Here is a 20,737-nt window from a genome sequence, read left to right on the forward strand (position 1 = left end):
ATCCCACCATGAAACTCACCAAGGCTCTTGCATTCGTTGCCCTTTCGTCGCTCGCACTTGCGGCCTGTGACAACGCCGGTACCGGCGGCGGCACGCGCGAATCGGTCAAGGCCGTCGGCTCTTCGACCGTTTTCCCCTTCTCCAAGGCGGTGGCTGAAGGCTTCGTCGCGTCGAATCCCGGCTTCGCCTCGCCGGTGATCGAATCGACCGGCACGGGCGGCGGGATCAAGCTGTTCTGCGAAGGTGTCGGCCCCAACACGCCCGACATGGCGAACGCTTCGCGCCGGATGAAGAAGAGCGAATTCGACAGCTGCGTCGCCAACGGGGTGAAGGATATCGTCGAACTCCAGATCGGCAACGACGGCCTCGCCTTCGCCTCGGCCAAGGGCGGGCTGCAACTGAACCTGACCCCGGAGATCGTCTACAAGGCGATCGCTGCCAAGCCGTTCGGCAAGCCGCAGACCGCCAAGACCTGGGCCGATGTCGATCCCTCGCTGCCGGCCGAGCCGATCCTCGTCTACGGCCCGCCGTCCACCTCGGGCACCCGCGACTCGCTCAAGGAACTGGTGCTCGAAGTCGGCTGCCAGACCGACCCGGCGATGAAGGCGCTCAAGGAATCGGATGAGGACGCTTACGACAAGACCTGCACCGATGTGCGGGCGGATGGTGCCTATGTCGATCAGGGCGAGCAGGACAATCTGATCGTCCAGAAGATCGTCGGCAACCCCAAGGCGGTCGGCGTGTTCGGCTATTCCTTCCTCGAGGAGAACCTCGACAAGGTGCAGGGCCACACCATGAACGGCGCGGCACCGACCTACGACAACATCGCCAGCGGCAGCTATCCCGCCTCGCGCGCGATGTTCGTCTACATCAAGAAGGCGCATCTCGACGCCATTCCCGGGCTGAAGGAATTCATCGCCCAGTGGCCGAAGATGTGGAAGGCCGATGGCCCGCTTGCCAAGATCGGCCTGATCGCCAGCGCGCCCGAGGTGATGAGCGCGATGGAAAAGGCAGCCACCGATTATCCGACACTCGACGGCAGCAAGCTGAAGTAAGCCGGTCCAGCGTTTCCAGCGGATAATGAAAAGCGCCCCGGGACCGGATCCCGGGGCGCTTTTTCGTCTTGCCCGATCTTCAGGGCCGGGGCCCTAGAAGTCGACGCTCACCCTCGCATAGAGGAAACGCCCGCTGAAGCCGAAGGGCGACTGCGAGGAATAGGGCAGGAAGCTGTTGTTGAGCCCGAAGTTGACCCCTCCGACGGTTCCGAACGGCAGCCGGTCGGGATATTCGTCGAGCAGATTGTTCGCGCCCACCGCCAGCTGGACCTGCTCGAGCGGGTTGAACCGCACTTCCAGGTCGACCACCCATTTGGGCGACAGGGTGATGTCGCCCGGGGCATCGCCCTTGGCGACATTGATGTCGTTGCGGATCTGCGGGTTGGTCGCCGATGCGGGCAATCCGTTGACCGTCGCGGTCGTCACCCCGTCGGGCAGAAACACGCTGCCGAATCGGTTGGCGTTGAGCGAGATGCCGAACGGTTCGCGTTCCCAGGTCAGGCCTAGGTTGAGCTTGTTCGAAGGCTGGCCGTCGGTCAGGCGGAAACTCTCTTGCCGCGCGAACAGGCGGTCGGCGGTGAAGCCGCTGAATATCCGCCGGTCGGTGATCGTGGTGTCGTTGATGTTGTAGCCGGCATTGAGCGTTAGGCGGCCACCGGCAACGTCGGGCAGGCGGTAGCTGCCGACGATGTCGAGCCCTTCGGTGCGGGTGTCGATCCCGTTGATGAAGAACCGCGCCGAAGAACCGGCCACGTTTGCCGCCTGCAACAGCGCGACCACATCCGCGCCGGTCAGGTTCTCGGTCAGCACGATCCGGTCGGAGAGTTCGATGTTGTAATAGTCGACCGTGATGTTGAGCCCGTCGACCATGTTGAACACGACGCCGGCCGACAGGTTGACCGATTCTTCGGGTTCGAGTGGCTGCGAACCCAGCGCAATCGCGATCGGCGAACTGACCGGGAAGGTCCCGATCTCGATCAGCTGGCCGCCGACGTTGTTGGTCGAGGTGGTCGAGAAAAACTGCTGCGCCATGCCCGGTGCACGGAAGCCGGTGGATGCCGAGCCGCGCAGTGCAAGGCCGTCGACCGGTTCGAACCGTGCGGCGATCTTGCCGTTGATGGTGTCCCCGAAATCGGAGAAATGCTCGTAGCGTCCGGCGACCTGCACATTGAACCGGTCGGTCAGATCGGTGTCGAGTTCGACATAGGCGGCGAAGCTGTCGCGCGAGACGTCGACCGCGGTGGTCGGCGAGAAACCGGGGAACACCTGCGCCCCTGGTGCGGCGTTGAACGGTGCAGCGGAGAACGGCCCCGCGACATAGCTGCCCAGCTCGCCCGGGCGGATCTTGTAGTTCTCGTTGCGCCATTCGCCGCCGAGCGCGAGCGAGGTCTCGCCGATACCGAGGTCGATCGAGCGCTGTGCATCGAAATTGACTGCGGTCTGTCCAGCGCGCAGCCCGCCCGCGTCGAATTCGGTCGGGCTGACATTGCCGCCGAGCGATGCGTTCCAGGTGTTGGTGATCCGGTAGTCGAGCCGGTTGGAGCCGTAGCCGACGGAGAAGTCGAGGTTCCACCCGCTCGCCTCGCCCCGTACGCCCAGCGTCCCAGCGATATCCTCGATATCGCTGTTGATCAGCGGCAGAAAGCCGTCCGGATAGAACGGGGTGCCGCCGTTGGCGAAGTCGGTGTTGCGGGCATCGAGCGAGCGGCGATAGAAGCCCGCGCCATTGCCCTTGCGCTTGCCGTAGCTGCCGAAGGTGTAGACCTCGAATGCCTCGCCCAGATCGGTCCCGGCGTTGAGGAACAGGTTGAAATCCTCCGACTTGCCGTCGCCGAAGCGGTGGGCGTAGCGGTTGAAGGTCGTTTCGCGCGGATCGCCCAGCCCGGCATAGTTGCGCCGGATATCGGGGCCCGAACGGTTGGTCGGGTCGCGGTCCTTGTACTCGGCGGTGACATTGACATAGGCGGTATCGCCGACAGGCACGCCGAAGTTGGAGGCAATGGTGATCGTGTCCCCGTCGCGCCGCTTGCGGTCTTCGCCGGTGAAGGTGATGACCGGATTCTCGCTTGCGCTGGCGGTTAGGGTCGGCGCAACGCTCGCCACCTGGGCGACATCCTCCATCGTAGTGATGTATTTGCCGTAGGTCGCCTGCGCGCGGCCGCCCTCGCTCTTCTTGAGCTGGATGTTGATCACCCCGGCGATAGCGTCGGAGCCGTATTGCGACGCCGCCCCGTCACGCAGCACTTCGATCCGCTCGATCGCGAGCGGCGGGATGGTGTTCATGTCGACCCCCGCCGAACCGCGCCCGACCGAGCCGTTGAGGTTGAGCAGCGAGGAAATGTGCCGCCGCTTGCCGTTGACCAACACCAGCACCTGGTCGGGTGCCAAGCCGCGCAGCGTGGCGGGGCGCAGCGAGTCGGTGCCGTCGGTCAGCGAAGGCTGCGGGAAGTTGAACGACGGAACGAGATTGTTGAGCAGGCGATTGGTCTCGGTCGTGCCCTGGTTGAGCAGCGCTTCGGAAGTCAGCACGTCGATCGGCACGGTGCTGTCGGCAACAGTCCGGTCGGTTCGCCGGGTACCGGTCACGATAATCGGATCGTCGTCGGTGAAGCCGGTCTCCGCGCCTTCGTCCTGCGCATGGGCGGGCTGGACAAGGCCGGCGACAGCCAGAGCGATGACGGCCGATCCCGAACGGAATGCGAAGCGAATGGACATGCAGGATTACCCCTTCTTCAGGCCGCACCACACCATGCGACAGCGTAGGGAAATTACACCACACGAAGGAATACAGAAGAATATTACGCAAATCCTTCATTGTTCTTGGCGATTTGTGTCTTTCCAGTGACAGCGGGCCATGCGGGAAAGCGGTTTGCGGCCTTGCGCAGATGCCGTAATGGGGCATGCGAGCGAGCGGCGAGGTGCGTATTTTGACCCGAACACACCCAATGCGACTGGGAATGATCCTCGCCGCACTCCTCGTGGCGCAAAAGGCGGCGGCGAGCGAGTGTTCCCCGATTGCCGAAGGTTCCTCGCAAATCGTGTTTTCGGACTGGGCGGGTCCGGAACTGCCGGTCTACCTGCATCGGCCATCGGAGAGCGGTGCGGACAGCCCGATCGTATTCGTGATGCACGGGGTCAATCGCGACGGCGACCGTTACCGCGACGAATGGCGCGAGCTGGCCGAGGAGCACGGCTTCATCGTCGCCGTGCCCAACTTCGGGCGCGACGATTTCCCGACCACTGCGTCGTACAACATGGGCAATATCTTCGACGGCGAAGGGAATGTGCGTCCGCGCGAGCAATGGTCCTTCGCCGCGATCGAACCGCTGTTCGACGAGCTGGTCTGCGGGCTGGACGGCCGGCAGCGCGACTATGCGCTCTATGGTCATTCTGCGGGCGGCCAATTCGTCCACCGCTATGTCGCCTTCGCCCAGGCACCACGCCTGCGGGTCGCGGTGGCTGCCAATTCGGGGTGGTACACCATGCCCGACGCGAGGGAGTTTCCCTACGGCTGGGGAGGTACCGCCGCAGGGCTGGTCGATTCCGCAACGGCGTTATCGCGCCCGCTTACGATCCTGCTAGGGACGCAGGATACCGATCGCAACGACCCCAACCTGCGGCGCAACGAAGCCGCCGACCGGCAGGGACCGAACCGGCTCGCGCGGGGCGAGACGTTCTTCGCCACCGGTCACGACAGCGCAAGCGCGGCGCAGTTCGACTTCGCGTGGCGCATCGCCTACGCTCCCGGCATCGCGCACAGCAATGCCGGCATGGCGGCTTTTGCGGTTCCCATTCTGCTGGATGCGCCTGCGCCGCGCATCGAGGTGAAAGACAGCGCAGCGAGCGGACCGGAGAACTAAAGCGGGTTCCCGTCGCTGTCGCGGTAGATTTCGCGGCGTCCGACGTGGTTCGCGGGGCCGACCAGCCCGTCGCTTTCCATCCGTTCGATCCACTTGGCGGCGGTGTTGTAGCCGACGCCCATCTGGCGCTGGAGCCACGAGCCGGACGCCTTCTGGTTCTCGATCACGATCTGGCACGCCTGACGGTATTTGCGTTCTTCCGGGTTGTCCGAGGCGGTGAATTCGTCTTCGAAGTTCATGCCAAAACCGTCTTCCGGTTCTTCGGTCACCGCGTCGACATAGTCGGGGCTGCCCTGCGCGCGCCAGTGGTCGGCCACCGCTTCGACCTCCTCGTCGCTCACGAAGGGGCCGTGGACGCGGATCATCGCGCCGGTGTTGGGCTTGTAGAGCATGTCGCCCTTGCCGAGCAGCTGCTCCGAACCCTGCTCGCCAAGGATCGTCCGGCTGTCGATCCGGCTGGTGACCTTGAAGCTGATCCGGGTCGGCAGGTTTGCCTTGATCACGCCGGTGATGACATCGACCGAGGGGCGCTGGGTCGCCATGATGAGGTGGATGCCCGCCGCGCGGCTCTTCTGGCTCAGTCGCTGGATCAGGACCTCGATTTCCTTGCCCACTGTGACCATAAGATCGGCCAGCTCGTCGACGATCAGTACGATCTGCGGCAGCGGGGCGTAGTCGAGCTGCTCTTCCTCGAACAGCTCCTCACCCGTCTCGGGATCGAAGCCGGTCTGGACCCTACGCCCCAAAGGCTTGCCCTTGGCGATCGACGCGCGCACCTTCTCGTTGAACCCGGCGATGTTGCGCGAATTGACGCTCGACATCATCCGGTAGCGCCGCTCCATTTCCTCGACCGCCCATTTGAGCGCGCGGACCGATTTGGCGGGCTCGGTCACCACGGGTGAGAGCAGGTGCGGGATATCGTCGTAGGTCTTGAGCTCGAGCACCTTGGGATCGATCAGGATCAGGCGGCATTCTTCGGGCGTGAAGCGATAGAGCAGGCTGAGCAGGATGCAGTTCAGCCCGACCGACTTGCCCGCACCGGTGGTGCCCGCCACCAGCAGGTGCGGCATCGCGGCGAGATCCGCCACGATCGGCTCACCCGCGATATCCTTGCCCAGGATGATCGGCAGCGCGCCCTTGTTGTCGGCGAAAGCGGCGCAGGCGGCCAGTTCCTTCAGCGCGACCATCTGGCGGTCGGCATTGGGCAGTTCGATCCCCATCACCGTCTTGCCGGGGATGGGCGAGACGCGGGCGGAGATGGCGGACATGTTGCGCGCGATATCCTCCGCCAGGCCGATCACGCGGCTGGCTTTGATGCCGGGCGCCGGTTCGAGCTCGTACATCGTCACCACCGGTCCGGTGCGCACCGCGGTGATCTCGCCCTTGACGTTGAAATCGTCGAGCACGGTTTCGAGCAGCCGCGCGTTGCGTTCGAGCGCCAGCTTGTCGAGCTTGGGGCCCCTGTCGGCGGGTGGATCGGTCAGCAGGTCGAGACTCGGCAACTGATAGCTGGCGAACATGTCGCGCTGTTTCGCCTTGGCCATGCTCGCCTTTTTCGGCGGCGCAGACGGATCGGTGATCTCGGGCGCGCGGCGGGTGCTTTCGGCGATGACCGGATCGTCCTCCACCATCGCCTTGCGCGCGGCTCGGTCCTTGCGCCGGGGCAGATAGGGCTCGACCGCTGCGGGCAGTTCGGGCCGGTGCTTGAGGAACCGCGGCAGGGTGAGCAGTTGCACCCAGTCGAGCGCAAAGACCCGGGTGACCAGCAGGGCCCCGCCCGCCAATGCGGCAAGCCCCATGCCGAGGATCGCCCAGCCGCCCGGCCCGTCGCCCAGCCTTGCGCCGATGGCTTCGACCGCACTCGCCCCGAGCAGGCCGGTGATGCCGCCCATCGAGGCGGGGAAGTTGCCGCGCTGCGGATCAACCACCAGCGCCAGCACCGTCGCCAGCAGCGCCATCCCGAGCAGCAGCATCAGCACCGGCCGCCACCATCGGGTGTCGTTGTAGACATCCTCCTCTTCGACATCGCGCCACAGTTTGCGCGCTCCAATATAGAGCAGCGGCAGCAGGAAAATGGCAGTCCACCCGAACAGGAACAGCACTCGCTCGGCCGCCCAAGCGCCGCTCACCCCCATCCAGTTGGCGACTTCTGCGGTGGAGGCGGCGGTGGACGGGCTGGGGTCGGTCTGGCTGTAGCTCACCAGCGCAAGGGCGAGGAACACCATCGCGCCGAACAGGATCGCTGCCCCCGCCATCTGGGCCGCGCGCCGCAGCGAGCGGCGGAAGGCGATCCGCCAATCCGCTTTCGGCGATTTCGAGATGGCTCGACTGGCCATATGCACCCCTGTCCTTCTCGGCCCTGTCCTATGTCTGCGATACACCATGAATCCGCCGGGACTCGCCGTCAAGCACGGAGCGGTGAGGCGAAGGTTTCCCGGTTCACACGAAGACACGAAGAGGGCTTGCTTTGCGGCGAAGTCGCCCTTCCAAAGTTGCGCCGGCGAGGCGGGTGTGGTTCTCGGTGTATTGGGCGGCGGTGCCGCAAGTGCGACAGCTTCGTGTCTTCGTGTGAACCTCAAGAAAGCCCGTCGATCGCAGCCCAGCGCGGCCAGCCGAGCCGCTTTGCACGCGCGTGGGTCATGCCGCCGAGCGCAATGACCGGCACCTGTGTCTTGCGCGCCAGCAAGCGAAAGCGCACCGGGCCGAGCGGCTTCGCATCGGGATGCGAAGCGGTGGAAAAGACCGGCGAGAGCAGGATCGCATCCGCCCCCGCACGTTCGGCGGCGACGATTTCCTTCCAGTCGTGCGCGGTGGCGATCTTGAGCAAGCTGTCGTCGCGCGGCATCGCACCCGCCGGGCCGTAGACGCCGTCGGCGCGCCATTTTCTGGCCAGCACCGGGCTGCCCGACAGCACCACCACATGGTCGCGCTTCCTTGCCGCATCGCGCAGCGCCTCGAACCGCTCTTGCCGCGCCCCGGGGTCGAGGTGGTAGTGGCGGAACACGAAACCCGAACCGCGCGGCAGGCAGGCGAGCGCGCCCTCCAACACCGCATCGTTGCGCGCATCGCTGAGCAGCCACAGGTCGGGTAAGGCCCACTGGCCGGGCTCGGGAGAGGTCTGGAGCTTTGCCACGCCCGCGCTATAGCGGCGCGCAATGGAAAGTGCAGCCACTCCGCTCGAACAGGTCCACGCCGAAATCGCGAAGGCGTGCAAGGCCTCGCGCCGCGACCCCGCAGACATCGCGCTGATCGCGGTCAGCAAGACGCAGGGTCCCGATGCGATCGAGCCGCTGCTGGCGCAGGGTAACCGCCTGTTCGGCGAAAACCGGGTTCAGGAGGCTCAGGGCAAATGGCCTGCGCTGATCGAGCGCTATCCCGATACGCAGTTGCACCTGATCGGCCAGCTCCAGTCGAACAAGGCGGAGGAGGCGGTCGCGCTGTTCGACTGCATCCATTCGCTCGACCGGCCGAGCCTGCTCACCGCGCTCGCCAAGGCGATGGACAAGGCGGGCAGGCGCGTGCCGTGCTTCGTACAGGTGAACATTGGCGAGGAAGATCAGAAGGGCGGCTGCCTGCCGAAGGACTTGCCCGCTTTCGTGAGGCAGGTGCGCGATGCCGATATTCCGCTCGCCGGGCTGATGTGCATCCCCCCGGCCGAGATCGAGCCTGCCCCTTTCTTTGCTTTCCTCGCGAAGCTGGCGGCGGACAATGGCGTGTCGGGTCTCAGTATGGGGATGAGCGGCGACTACCCGGCCGCGGTGATGCTCGGCGCGACGCATGTCCGCGTCGGCACCGCGCTGTTTGGATCGCGCGAATAAGCCCGCCGCTCGAGCTTTTCTTCGGCTGACAATCTGTCCTGCGTGTCATCCCCGGGAAGGCGGGGATCCCGGCTGGACCTCGTTCGATGGATTCCCGCCTTCGCGGGAATGACAAGGGAGGGTCAAGCAAAAGACCTCGTCCAAATAGATCCAAATCGCCCAACGAAAAAGGGCGCCCCGCGAGGCGCCCTTTCCCTGTTTCGCTGATCTTGCGGATCAGAAGCGGAAACGGCCGGTAATGCCGTAGGTCCGCGGTTCGGCAAGGAACTGCGAGAAGATCTGCCGTCCGCCGGGATAGACCGGATCGACGAATGGTGCGGCCGTCGTGCCCGCCTGGAACGGCGAGTTGAACGCGACCTGCGCATAATCCTTGTCGAAGATGTTCTGCGCCCAGGCCTCGATGCTCCACTTCTCGTCCGGACCGCGAACCCCGATGCGGGCGTTGAAGATGGCATAACCGTCCTGCTCCTTCTGCGGGAACAGGTCCGAACCGGTGTTGTAGTCGTCGGTCATGCGGCCATCGAAATAGACCAGCCCGCTCAGACCGCTGTCGCCGATGTCAGGCGTCCAGGTCACGCTCCCGGTGGCGACGATTTCAGGTGCGTTGGAGAGATTGTCGCCCGGCAGTTTGCGCAGCGCCTGATCGAGCGGCAGGCCATTGGCATTGCCGACCAGATCGTCGGCAAATTTGGTCTGCGCATAGGTCAGGCCGGCACCCACGCGGAAATTGCGCGCCGGGACCAGCTGCGCTTCGAGCTCGAAGCCCTGGGTACGCACGCCATAGCTGACATCGTCCGCCGCGCAGGCACCGGTCGCGTTGCTAAGATCGGTATCCGCATTCGGCCCGCCGGTCAGCTCGCCGCCGCAGCCATTGATCGTGGCGACCAGGAAGACCGAGCCGTTGAAGGTGTTCAGCTGGAAATTGCTGAAGTCGGAACGGAATGCCGAAACGCTGACGCTGAACGGGCCGGTCGCATATTTCGCGCCGAGCTCGTAGCTGTCGACCAGCTCGGGATCGAACTGGAGGTTGCCGACCAGCGCCTGCGCCCCGCCGACCGAGGCGAAGGTGGGTATCGACGATTTGAGCGCCGAGCGGTCGAGGTTGAACCCGCCTGCCTTGTAACCGCGCGCGAAGCTTGCGTAGAGCAGCAGGTCGTCGACCGGCTTGTACGAAAGGATTGCGGTGCCGGTCCATTCGTCCTCGCTGCGGTCATCGCTGATCGAGACGCCGTTGAGCTCGGCGGTCGAGTTGCCCTGGCAGCCAAGGCCGATCAGGCCGCCCGCCGTGGCCGCCAGCGACGGGTTGGTCAGGAAACCACCGACAAGGCCCTGGATCGTGGTGCAGGCGGTGTTGTCGTTGCCGAAGGTGGCCGCGAAGTCCTTCTTGTCGTTGGTGTAGCGCAGGCCGAGGGTCAGATCGAGGCTGTCGGTGATGTGCACGATGTTGTGGGTGAAGATCGCCCAGTTCGAGCCATCCTGCATGTACCGGTCGTTGGTCGTGCCGCGATCGCTGATGCCGTCGAGTGCGTCCAGTGCTGCGTAGATCGCAGGCGAAGCGGCGCCGAACGCTGCCGGACGCGCCGCAAGGCAGCCGGGCGACGACGGCGAATAGAGCCCGGCGAACCCACCGCCCGAGAAGAGGCGGCAGCTTACGAACCGGCCGTAGTCCTCGCCGAAGCGCAGGTTGTCGCGCACGGTCAGCTTTTCGTTGGCGTAGAACCCGCCGACGAGCCAGTCGAGCGTTCCGTCGAACGCCTCGCCCTGCAGGCGCAGTTCCTGGGTGAAGGTGTGGAACTGGCGGTAGGCGTCATCGCTCGGCGCGCGGTACAGGATGTCGACAGTGCCGTAGTCGGTGTCCGACGCCTGGCCCGAACGGTATTCGCGATAGGCCGTGATCGAGGTCAGCGTGGCACCGCCGAGATCCCAGTCGATCTGGCCCGAGAAGCCGTAATCGGTGGTCTCGCCGGCGAAGCTTCGGCCAGGAGTGACCGAGACGTCGCGCCCATAGCCCTGGTTGAAGGCGCTCAGATTCTGGCCGAGATCGCGCAGCACGTTGATGATGTTGTTGCCATCTTGCTGCAGCGGGGTCAGCGGGTTGGAAGGGTTGTTGAGATTGCCGATGAACGGATTGACGCTGCTGTCGACATAGGTGGCTGCGCAGCACTTCTCGTCACGCCTGGTATAGTCGGCGATCAGGCGGATAGAGAGATCGTCATTCGGTTCGAGCAACAGCTGCCCGCGCACAAAATAGCGGTCACGGTCGTTGATGTCGGTGTTGTTGGCTGCGTCGCGATAGAAACCGTCGCGCTTGGACCACACCCCGTCGACCCGCACGGCGATCGTATCGGAAATCGGTCCGGTGATCCCGCCCTCGAGGCGCATCGCGTCGTAGTTGCCATAGGTGAAAGCACCGTATCCACCGAAGGTGAATTCGGGTTCGGCGGTATAGATGCTGAGCAGGCCGGCCGAAGAGTTGCGGCCGCCGAGCGTGCCCTGCGGGCCGCGCTGCACTTCGACCCGGTCGATCGGGCCGAGCTCGTTGAGGCCGATCCCCGAGCGCGAGCGGTAGACGCCATCGATAAACACCGGAACCGAGCTTTCCAGGCCGGGGTTGTCGCCCACCGTGCCGATCCCGCGAATACGCGCCGAGCCATTGGCTTCCGAACCGGTCGAGGACACGAGCAGTGAGGGTGCGACCTGGTTGAGCTGGCGGATATCGCTCGCGCCGCTGTTCTGCAGCGTCTCGCCCGACACGGCGGAGATCGCGACCGGCACGTCGGCCAGCGACTGTTCGCGGCCCTGTGCGGTAACGATGATGATGCCGTCGTCGAACTCTTCGGCGCCTTCGGCGGTTTCATCCTGCGCATAGGCGGTATGCGGGGCCAGCATCATGCCGGCACCGAGCAGGGCAATCGCACGAAGCGAAGTAAAGCTTTTCATCTAGCACCTCTCCCAAGGGTTTACGTTTACGTTTGTGGAAAGCGGGGTATCGCGATTTCCCCTTTCCGCCAAGGAACACTCTGCAAACGGCGGATTTTCGCGGTTAAGTGTTGCTTCTATGCCTCTTCCAGCTCGGCCTGCCGCTGGTCGCTGGCGGCTTCCAGCAGCGCGTTCTCGATCGCCGCGAGCCGGTCGGGTGCGGTGATCTTCTGGCCCAGCAGGTCGGTGACGTAGAAGGTGTCCGCCGCGCGCTCGCCATAGGCGGTGATATGCGCCGAATGGACCACCAGCTGGCTTTCGAACAGGCTGCGCGCAAGGCGGTTGAGCAGCGCCGGTCGGTCGCGGGCGTTGACCTCGATCACGGTGAAGCGGTTCGAGGCGCTGTTGTCGAATATCGCCCGTGGCTGCACCTCGAACGCCTTGGCGCGGCTGCGAGGCAGCGGCCGGCGGGCGAGCTGTGGGGCCAGCTCGATCCGGTTGGCCAGCGCATCGGCGATCGATTTCTCGATCCGGACGAGCTGCCCGTCCTCGCGGAACGGCTTGCCCAGCGGGTCCTGCACCAGAAAATTGTCGACCGCCCAGCCGTTGCGGGTGGTGTGGATCCGCGCGTCGATGATGTTGGCGCCCGCCAGGTGGATGCCGCCGGCGATGCGGTAGAACAGGCCGGGATGGTCGGCGGCGATCACGCTGACCAGCGTCGCGCCACGCGCGGGGTAGAATTCGCAATGGACCGACAGCTTCCCGTTGCGCCCGCGCACCTGCGCATACTGCACCAGATTGCGTTCTATCACGTCCTCCGGCTCGGCAATCCAGTAAGCGTCGGTGAACACCTTGGTGAATTTCTCGATCAGCCCTGCCTGATACCCCAGAACCGCCGCCACAGCGGTCTTCTTGGCTGCTACCATCTGGTCGCGCCCATGCCGCATATGGCCGAGCCGCAGCCGTTCCTGCGCCGCGTCGTAGAGATTGCCCAGCAGCTGACGCTTCCAGCTGTTCCACACTCCCGGGCCGACTGCACGGATATCGACAGCGGTCAGGATCAGCAGGTTGCGCAGCCGCTCGAGGCTCTGCACCTCGCCGACGAAATCCTCGATCGTCTTGGGATCGGTCAGGTCGCGCTTGAACGCGGTCGCGCTCATCAACAGGTGCTGGCGCACCAGCCAGGCAACCAGCCCGGTCTCGCCGTCCGTCAGGCCGAAACGCGGGCACAGCCGCTCGGCCACTTCTCCGCCGAGCACCGAATGGTCGCCGCCGCGCCCCTTGGCGATATCGTGCAGCAGCACCGCGACATAGAGCGCACGGCGCGAGGCGATGCGGTGGATCAGCCGGGTCGAACGCGGATGGTCCTCGACCAGCTCGCCCTGCTCGATCTTGGCCAACAGGCCGATCGCGCGGATGGTGTGTTCGTCCACCGTGTAGTGGTGGTACATGTCGAATTGCATCTGCGCGTTGACCTTGCCAAAATCGGGCACGAACTTGCCGAACACGCCGGCTTCGTTCATCCAGCGCAGCACCGTCTCAGGATCGTTGCGGCCCGCGAGCAGGTCGAGGAACAGCGCATTGGCGCGTGGATCGTTCTGCACCTCGGCCTTGATCAGCCCGGAATCGCGGTCGGCCTGGCGCATGGTTTCGGGGTGGATCTCAAACCCGTCGGCCTCGGCGATCTGGAAGATCTCGATCAGCCGCACCGGGTCCTTGCGGAACCAGTCGTCGCTCGGCGCGGCGATCCGGCCGCCGAACACGCGGTAACCCTTGTGGTCGCGCGGGCGGGCCTTGAATCCGGCGAGGAAGCCGCGCCGCGCGCGCTTCTGGGCGAACTGCTCGTCGATATGCGCGAGGAACACGCCGGTCAGGCTGCCGACGCGTTTCGCCTGGAGGAAATAGAACTGCATGAAGCGCTCGACCGCACTCTTGCCGGTGCGATCGGCGAAGTTCATCCGCTCGGCCACCTGGCGCTGCAGGTCGAAGGTCAGGCGGTCCTCGGGCCGGTTGGTGATCGTGTGTAGATGACACCGGACCGCCAGCATGAAGCCTTCCGCGCGGCGGAAGCTGCGATATTCCTTGGCGGTGAACAGCCCGACGTCGACCAGCTCGGCGGCGACGCGCACCTTGTGGATGTATTTGCCGATCCAGTAGAGCGTATGCAGGTCGCGCAGGCCACCCTTGCCATCCTTGACGTTGGGCTCGACGACATAGCGCGTGTCGCCCATGCGCTTGTGGCGGGCGTTGCGCTCCTCCAGCTTCTCGGTGAGGAATTCGCGCTCACTGCCATGCGCGACATCGGCCCAGAAACGCCGCCTGACTTCCTCGTAGAGCTCCTGGTCGCCCCACACGTAGCGCCCCTCGAGCAGCGCGGTGCGGATGGTCAGGTCTTCCTTCGCCATGCGCACGACATCGTCCGGCGTGCGGCTCGAATGGCCGACCTTGAGGCCGAGATCCCACAGGAAATAGAGCATCGCTTCGATCACCTGCTCGCACCACGGCGCGCGGCGGGTGGGGGTGAGGAAGGCGATGTCGACATCCGAATGCGGTGCCATTTCCGCCCGCCCGTATCCGCCGACCGCCATGATCGACAGCCGCTCGCCCGACGAACGGTTGCCAGGCGGATAGACGCGCTCGACCACGTGATCGTGCAGCAGCCGCACGATCTGGTCGACCAGGAAGGCATGGCCCGCGCAGCAGTCGTGCCCGGCGGAAGGTTTCGCTTCCAGCCGTTTCGCCAGCTCGGCGCGCCCGCCCTCCAGCGCGTCGCGCAGCAGGGCGACAATGGCTTTGCGCCCCTTGTCGCCCTGTTCGGCATGGATCGCGCCAATGGCTTCGGCGAGCCCACGGCGGTCGATCACCTGCCGCTGGTTGGGGATGGCGAGCTTCTTCAAGCGCCGATCGGGTCGTCCGCAAACTGCTTGCGAACCGTCCGCTTGTCGATCTTCTGCGTGCCGAGGCGGGGCAGCGGATCGTCGCTCTGCCAGATATGTTCGAGCAGCGGCACCTTGAACGGGGCGATATGTTCGAGCAGGAAATCGCGCAGGTCTTCGGATGCGATATGCTGGCCGGGCTTGACGTAGAACACCGCCGCCGGAAGCTCGCCGAACCGCTCCTCCGGAACCCCGAAGACCGAACATTCGGCGATCGCGTCATGCGCATAGATCGCTTCTTCCACCTCGATGCAGCTGATGTTCTCGCCGCCACGGATGATGATGTCCTTCTTGCGGTCGACGATGAACAGATAGTCGTCCTCGTCGAGATAGCCGAGGTCGCCGGTGCGGAAATAGCCGTCGGAAGTGAAAGCAGCCTCGGTCGCCTCGTCGTTCTTCCAGTAGCCGCGGAAGTTGCAGATCGTGCGCATGCATACTTCGCCGACCGCGCCCTGCGGCAGTTTGTTGCCGTCGTCGTCGAGGATCGCGAGGTCGACCAGCGGGCGGCTGGCGCGGCCGGTCGAGCCGGGCTTGGCGAGGTAGTTCTCGTTGAGATTGCCGCAGCCCACGCCATTGGTTTCGGTCAGGCCGTAGCCGAGCAGCGGGAAGCCGTCGGGAAACGCCTTGCGGATCTTGGTCACATGCTCGACCGGGCGCGGCGCGCCGCCCGCAGCGAGGCTCTTGAGCGCCGAGAGGTCGAACTTCTCGCGCTCCGGGTGGCTCGCCATCTCGTAGGTCATCAGCGGGACTCCGGCGAAATAGCTCACTTTCTCGGCTTCCATCAGCCGCATCGCCTCGTAGGCGTCCCACTTGGGCATCAGCACGACCTTGCGCCCGATGGCGTAGGACTGGAGGAACAGCGGCACCTCCCCGGTGACGTGGAATAGCGGCACCGCGATCAGCGTGGAGGGCTGCTGGCTGACATCCTCGCCCTTGCCTTCCATATAAAGCTTGGCCATCGCGCTTTGCGAGACGTAGCTCATCACCCCGTGGACCACGCCGCGATGGTCGGACCACGCGGCTTTCGAACTGCCGGTCGAACCCGAGGTGTAGAGGATCGTCGCCATTCCGTCGGGCGTGAGCTGGCCGAGCATCCGCATCGCGGTGTCGCCGTCGCCCCAGATCGCGGCGAGGCCGGTGGCGGGATCGCAGTCATGGTCGAACAGCACCACTTTCGCGCTGTGGCCAATCCCGTCGAACCGTTTGGCGCGGCCCGCATCGGCCAGCACCAGATCGCAATCTGCGAGATCGATGCCATAGGCGATTTCCTCGCCACTCCAGAACCCGTTGAGCAGCGTGGCGCAGCCGCCGGCCATGATGATGCCCATATAGGCGATGATCCAGTTGGCCGAATTGCGCGCCGCGATGCCCACCCGGTCGCCCGGTTTCACCCCGTGCATCTGCTCCAGCCCGGCCGCGACATGAGTCGCTGCCAGCCAGGCCTCGCCGAAGGTCAGGCGGCAGTCGCCGTCGACCAGGAAGACCTTGTCTTTATGCTCGTTGCAGAAATGCGCGAAATAATGGGCCAGCGTAGGCGGGGCGTGTTTGAACGCCGGGATCTGCACCCCGAACCGGTCGAACGGCACGGTTTCGAACGGCATCTCCGGCTTCACCAGTTGGTCCATGATCGCGACAAGGGTGTTGTCGAGTGCGGTCGGCATCGGGCATTCTCTCCTTTGGTGGTCCGGGAAGCGCGGGACTCCGCAGGGCCGGGGGAAAGCCGGCCCGGCAGGCAAAGCGAGGGTTCCCCCCGTCTTCCACCTATGCCAAAGGCCAGCCAGCGCCTATGGAACGCGCGACACGGATATCGCGTGATTTGTCACAGTCTCTAGGGGGTCGAGCCTTTGCTGTCACTACTCGCCGCAACTGCCGCTGCCAGTACGCCCGGCGTGCCGATCGAATGGAGTTCGCTCGGGCTGAGCGAGGGAATCGATCTCGGCATCTTCACGCTGCGCTACTACTCGCTGGCCTATCTGTTCGGCATCCTGTTCGCCTATTGGCACCTGTCGAAGATGATCAAGCAGCCCGGTGCGCCGATGGCCGCGCGCCATGTCGAGGACCTGTTTTTCTACTGTTTCCTCGGGGTGATCCTCGGTGGGCGGCTAGGTTACGCGATGTTTTACGACCAGAGCCTATTCACGGAATTTTCCGAAGAAGGCTGGGTGTCATGGAAGCTGCTGCGATTGTGGGATGGCGGGATGAGCTTCCATGGCGGGCTGCTCGGCGTGGTCGCCGCGATCGGGTGGGTTTCGTGGCGAGAGAAGCTGAGCTTTATCCGGGTATGCGATTATGTCTCGGTCACCGTGCCGGTCGGCATGTTCCTCGGGCGGCTGGCCAATTTCGTGAACGGCGAACTCTACGGCCGGGTCACCGATGTGCCGTGGGCGATGAGCTTTCCCGAACTGATCAACGGCGCGGTGATCAACGGCCCGCCGCGCCATCCCTCGCAGCTCTACCAGGCAGGGCTCGAGGGCCTCGCGCTGATTGTCGTCATGCTGCTGCTGTTCTGGAAAACCCGCGCGCGCTACCGCCCCGGCCTGCTGGTCGCGACCTTTGCCACCGGCATGGGCCTCGCCCGCTTCGTCAACGAATTCTTCCGCGAGCCCGACGCGCAATTGCTCGAATTCGCGCAGCAGACCGGCCTGTCGATGGGCCAATGGCTGTCGATCCCGCTGATCCTTGCCGGGCTGGCGGTGATGGTGTGGACCATCCGCCGCCCCGAAATGAACAGCACTGCCGTGCCGGAGGACAGCGCCAAACCGGCATGAGCGACTTCGAAAACCTCGCCCTCGGCGATCGTTTCCGTCGGCTGATCCGCAACACCGGTCCCGTCTCGCTGGCTCATTTCATGGGCGAGAGCAACGCGGTCTATTACGGCGGCAAGGATCCGCTCGGCAGCGGCGGGGACTTCATTACCGCACCCGAAATCAGCCAGATGTTCGGCGAATTGATCGGGCTGTGGCTGGCCGACATGTGGATCAAGGCAGGGCGCGACGAGCCGGTGCACTATGTCGAACTGGGCCCGGGGCGCGGGACGCTGGCGTCGGACGCGCTGCGCAGCGCGCGGCGCTACGGGCTCGAACCGCGGGTGCATTTCGTCGAGACCTCGCCGGCGCTCAAGGACATCCAGCTCGCCGCCGTCCCCGGCGCGATCTGGCACGAGGATCTGTCCACCGTGCCGATGGAAGATCCGATCCTGCTGGTGGCCAACGAATTCCTCGATGCGCTGCCGGTGCGCCAGCTGGTGCGGACCGCGAATGGCTGGCGCGAGCGGATGGTCGGACTCGATGGCGACGCTTTTGCTTTCGTCGCGGGCGGGCAGGCGATGGACGCGGCGGTACCGGTCGAATGGCGCGACGCACCCGAAGGCACGATCCTCGAAACCTGCCCCGCCGCCGCAGCGATCCTGTTCGAGGTGGCCGGGCGGCTGGCCGAACAGGGCGGCTGCGCGCTGTTCATCGATTACGGCCATGATGCGATGCGCGCAGGATCGACGCTGCAGGCGGTACGCGAGCATCGCAAGGTCGATCCCTTCGCTGCGCCGGGCGAAGCGGATTTGACCGCACATGTCGATTTCTCCACCCTGTCGCGCATCGCACTGTCGCGCGGCGTGCGGCACCTCGGCACGGTGACGCAGGGCAATTGGCTGCGCGCGCTGGGGATCGAGACGCGGGCCGAGAACCTCGCCGCCAAGGCCCCGCATTACAAGCCGGAGATCGACGCTGCGCTGCACCGACTGATCGACGACGACCAGATGGGCCAACTGTTCAAGGTCATGGGCCTCGCTGCCGAGAACTGGCCCGGCGGGGCGGGCTTTTCCTAGAGACCCGCGCGTCTCGCCAGTTGCGCTGCCGCTTGCTCCGGCGATTGCTTGTTGCCCTGCCGGTCGACCGCGAAATTCGCTTCACGCATCGCTTCCACGTCGATCGCGCCGACCAGCGGTTCGAGCGCGGCGATCAGGCGCTGGTTGCTGGCGTGGCCGGGGGCAACCAGCATCAGCGCATCGTAGGACGGGAAAGCCTGTTTCGTATCCTCCAGGACCAGTAGCCGGTCTGCCGCGATCCGCCCGTCGGAGGTGTAGGCGCTGATCACGTCGGCCTCCCCGCCGGTCAGCGCGTCATACATAAAGGTGGTGGTGAAATTTCGCTCGCGCCCGAAGTCGAGGCCATAGGCATCGCGCACCGCGACCCACTCGGGGCGGCGGAAGAATTCGACATCGCCGCCGATGGTGAGCCGCGGTGAGGCTCGCGCGAGATCCTCCATCGTGCGGATGCCGAGCGCGTCGGCCCGGTCCTGCCGCATGGCGAGCGCATAGGCGTTCTCGAATCCCAGCCGCCCGAGCACCCGCGTTCCGGTAGTCTCGCGCTCCCATTCGACCAGCGTGCGATAGATCGCCTCTCGCCCCGGGTTGTCCTCGCGCTTGAGCTGGTTGGTCCACAGCGTGCCGGTGTAGTCGATCGAGATGTCGATCGCCCCGGTGGTGAGCGCTTCGTGCACCACCGCACTGCCCAGCCCGTCGCGGTACTTGACGGTGAACCCGGCCTTCTCCAGCCGCGCACCGATCAGCCGGGCGAGAATATACTGCTCGGAAAAGCTCTTCGCGCCGATCACGATGGTCTCGCCGCCGGCGCGCTCCTGCGGGCGCAGCGTCCAGCCCGACAGCAGCACACCGAGCAGCGCCACGCCGAGGCCGCCCCACACCAGCGCGCGCTTGCGCTGTGCCAGCCCGCGCTCGACCGTGCCGAGCAGCGCGTCGGTGAGCAGGGCGAGAGCGGCGGCGGCAATGCAGCCGGCGAGCACTAACGCCCAGTTCTGCGTCTGCAAGCCGGCGAAGATCGGGTCGCCGAGGCTCGGCTGGCCGATGGTGGTCGACAGCGTGGCCGCGCCGATGGTCCATACTGCGGCGGTGCGGATGCCCGCCATCACATAGGGCGCGGCGAGCGGCGCTTCGACCAGGCGCAGCTTTTGCCACGCGGTCATGCCGACCCCGTCAGCAGCCTCGAGCACCTCGCCGGCCATATGCTCGCGCGCGGTCACCGCGTTGCGCAGGATCGGCAGCAGCGCATAGAGCGCGAGCGCGAGCAGCGCGGGCAGGAAGCCGAGCGTCGGCAGCCCCTCGCCGAAGATGGCACGCAAGCTCAGCAGGATCGGAAAGAACAGCGCGAGCAGCGCCAGTGCCGGCATGGTCTGCACCAGGCTGGCGAAGCCCAGTGTGATTCGCCGCACGGCCCGGTTGCGGCTCGCCCACACCGCCAGCGGCAGGGCCACCGTGATGCCCAGCGCAATCGCCGCCGCCGCGAGCAGGACATGCGCGGCGAGCTTGCCCCCCAGCCCGGACAGGATCTCGGCGATTTCGCTCATCCGGCGAGCTCCGCCAGCGCGCGCGCCTGTTCGCGCGGTACTGCGACCAGCGCCTGTGCGGTGGACCCGCCGTCGCCCGCGAGCAGTTCGTGAGGGGTGCAATCGGCGACGATCCGCCCTTGCTCCATCACCAGCACCCGGTCGGCCAAGAGCAGCGCTTCGGCCATGTCGTGCGTCACCATCAGCGTGGTCAGGCCAAGCCGGATATGCAGATCACGCACCTTCCGGCCCAGCGCATTGCGCGTCACGGGATCGAGCGCGCCGAATGGCTCGTCCATCAGCAACACCTGCGGATTGCACGCGAGTGCGCGAGCGACACCGATCCGCTGGCGTTGCCCGCCCGAAAGTTCGTGCGGCAAGCGCGCGGAGTAGCTTCCGTCGAGCTCGACCAGTTGGAGCAACGCGCCCACGCGCGCGGCATCGATCGTTGCACCCGCGATGCGCGGCCCGATGGCGATATTCTCTGTCACGGTCATATGCGGGAACAGCCCGATCCCCTGAAACACATAGCCCATCCGGCGGCGCAGCGCGTGCGGCTCGAGGCGGCGGATGTCCTCGCCTTCGAGCAGGATCGCACCCTTGTCGGGTTCGACCAGCCGGTTGATCGTCTTGAGCAGGGTCGACTTGCCGGAGCCGGAAGCCCCGACCAGCGCGACGAAGCTACGGTCGGCAAGATCCAGCGACACTCCATCCACAGCCTGGATCGCGCCGTAGCGCTTCGTCACGTCCTGTAACGAGAGGATAGGAGCGGGCTCGGCCACCCCGGCTTCCTATGCGCCGCCGCGCGG

The 20,737-nt window shown here is 65.4% G+C and carries 13 protein-coding genes; 5 read left to right on the forward strand and 8 right to left on the reverse strand.

Annotated features, from left to right (window positions below):
- The first annotated feature begins 8 nt into the window (after positions 1 to 8).
- Positions 9 to 1,055 (forward strand): substrate-binding domain-containing protein, encoded by a 1,047-nt coding sequence (locus NSO95_RS01060; protein WP_257594286.1) that lies wholly within the window; start codon positions 9 to 11, stop codon positions 1,053 to 1,055.
- Between the two features lie 93 nt (positions 1,056 to 1,148).
- On the opposite strand, the gene NSO95_RS01065 is transcribed toward NSO95_RS01060, so the two are convergent.
- Positions 1,149 to 3,770, reverse strand: a complete 2,622-nt coding sequence (locus tag NSO95_RS01065) for a TonB-dependent receptor plug domain-containing protein (RefSeq protein ID WP_257594287.1) — start codon at positions 3,768 to 3,770, stop codon at positions 1,149 to 1,151.
- A 230-nt stretch (positions 3,771 to 4,000) separates the two neighbouring features.
- On the opposite strand from NSO95_RS01065, the gene NSO95_RS01070 reads away from it, so the two are divergent.
- Positions 4,001 to 4,915, forward strand: coding sequence for an alpha/beta hydrolase family protein (locus tag NSO95_RS01070; protein WP_257594288.1), 915 nt, complete (start codon positions 4,001 to 4,003; stop codon positions 4,913 to 4,915).
- Here NSO95_RS01070 and NSO95_RS01075 read toward each other — a convergent pair.
- Both NSO95_RS01075 and NSO95_RS01080 read right to left on the reverse strand, forming a co-directional pair.
- Entirely contained in the window at positions 4,912 to 7,251 is a 2,340-nt protein-coding gene (locus NSO95_RS01075; RefSeq protein WP_257594289.1) for an FtsK/SpoIIIE family DNA translocase, read from the reverse strand. The genes NSO95_RS01070 and NSO95_RS01075 overlap by 4 nt on opposite strands.
- 239 nt (positions 7,252 to 7,490) lie before the next feature.
- Positions 7,491 to 8,087 carry a thiamine phosphate synthase gene (locus tag NSO95_RS01080; protein WP_366518987.1) on the reverse strand — a complete coding sequence of 199 codons (597 nt, stop codon included), beginning with the start codon at positions 8,085 to 8,087 and terminating at the stop codon, positions 7,491 to 7,493.
- On the opposite strand from NSO95_RS01080, the gene NSO95_RS01085 reads away from it, so the two are divergent.
- Positions 8,071 to 8,733 carry a YggS family pyridoxal phosphate-dependent enzyme gene (locus NSO95_RS01085; protein ID WP_257594290.1) on the forward strand — a complete coding sequence of 221 codons (663 nt, stop codon included), beginning with the start codon at positions 8,071 to 8,073 and terminating at the stop codon, positions 8,731 to 8,733. The genes NSO95_RS01080 and NSO95_RS01085 overlap by 17 nt on opposite strands.
- A gap of 216 nt (positions 8,734 to 8,949) precedes the next feature.
- On the opposite strand, the gene NSO95_RS01090 is transcribed toward NSO95_RS01085, so the two are convergent.
- The 3 genes from NSO95_RS01090 to NSO95_RS01100 all read right to left on the reverse strand — a co-directional run bounded on the left by NSO95_RS01090 (position 8,950) and on the right by NSO95_RS01100 (position 16,249).
- Positions 8,950 to 11,673, reverse strand: a complete 2,724-nt coding sequence (locus NSO95_RS01090) for a TonB-dependent receptor (protein ID WP_257594291.1) — start codon at positions 11,671 to 11,673, stop codon at positions 8,950 to 8,952.
- Between the two features lie 116 nt (positions 11,674 to 11,789).
- Positions 11,790 to 14,549 (reverse strand): [protein-PII] uridylyltransferase, encoded by a 2,760-nt coding sequence (locus tag NSO95_RS01095; protein ID WP_257594292.1) that lies wholly within the window; start codon positions 14,547 to 14,549, stop codon positions 11,790 to 11,792.
- A complete protein-coding gene (locus NSO95_RS01100) occupies positions 14,546 to 16,249 on the reverse strand; it encodes a class I adenylate-forming enzyme family protein (protein ID WP_257594293.1) in 1,704 nt (567 codons plus the stop codon). The genes NSO95_RS01095 and NSO95_RS01100 overlap by 4 nt, the downstream gene beginning before the upstream one ends.
- Positions 16,250 to 16,432: 183 nt before the next feature.
- Here NSO95_RS01100 and lgt point away from each other — a divergent pair, with 183 nt between their 5' ends.
- Together lgt and NSO95_RS01110 are read left to right on the forward strand one after the other, a co-directional pair.
- The gene (gene lgt, locus NSO95_RS01105) at positions 16,433 to 17,356 is read left to right on the forward strand and encodes a prolipoprotein diacylglyceryl transferase (RefSeq protein ID WP_257594294.1); all 924 of its coding nucleotides are present in this window, start codon (positions 16,433 to 16,435) and stop codon (positions 17,354 to 17,356) included.
- The gene (locus NSO95_RS01110; RefSeq protein ID WP_257594295.1) at positions 17,353 to 18,411 is read left to right on the forward strand and encodes a class I SAM-dependent methyltransferase; all 1,059 of its coding nucleotides are present in this window, start codon (positions 17,353 to 17,355) and stop codon (positions 18,409 to 18,411) included. The genes lgt and NSO95_RS01110 overlap by 4 nt, the downstream gene beginning before the upstream one ends.
- On the opposite strand, the gene NSO95_RS01115 is transcribed toward NSO95_RS01110, so the two are convergent.
- Complete coding sequence (locus tag NSO95_RS01115; RefSeq protein ID WP_257594297.1) at positions 18,408 to 19,949, reverse strand: ABC transporter permease/substrate-binding protein; 1,542 nt, start codon at positions 19,947 to 19,949, stop codon at positions 18,408 to 18,410. The two genes, NSO95_RS01110 and NSO95_RS01115, sit on opposite strands and share 4 nt — an antisense overlap.
- A complete protein-coding gene (locus tag NSO95_RS01120; protein ID WP_257594298.1) occupies positions 19,946 to 20,710 on the reverse strand; it encodes an ATP-binding cassette domain-containing protein in 765 nt (254 codons plus the stop codon). Before NSO95_RS01120 ends, NSO95_RS01115 begins: the two co-directional genes overlap by 4 nt.
- Positions 20,711 to 20,737 lie beyond the last annotated feature (27 nt).

The sequence above is a fragment of the Parerythrobacter lacustris genome, from assembly GCF_024626475.1.
GTDB lineage: Bacteria > Pseudomonadota > Alphaproteobacteria > Sphingomonadales > Sphingomonadaceae > Parerythrobacter_A > Parerythrobacter_A lacustris.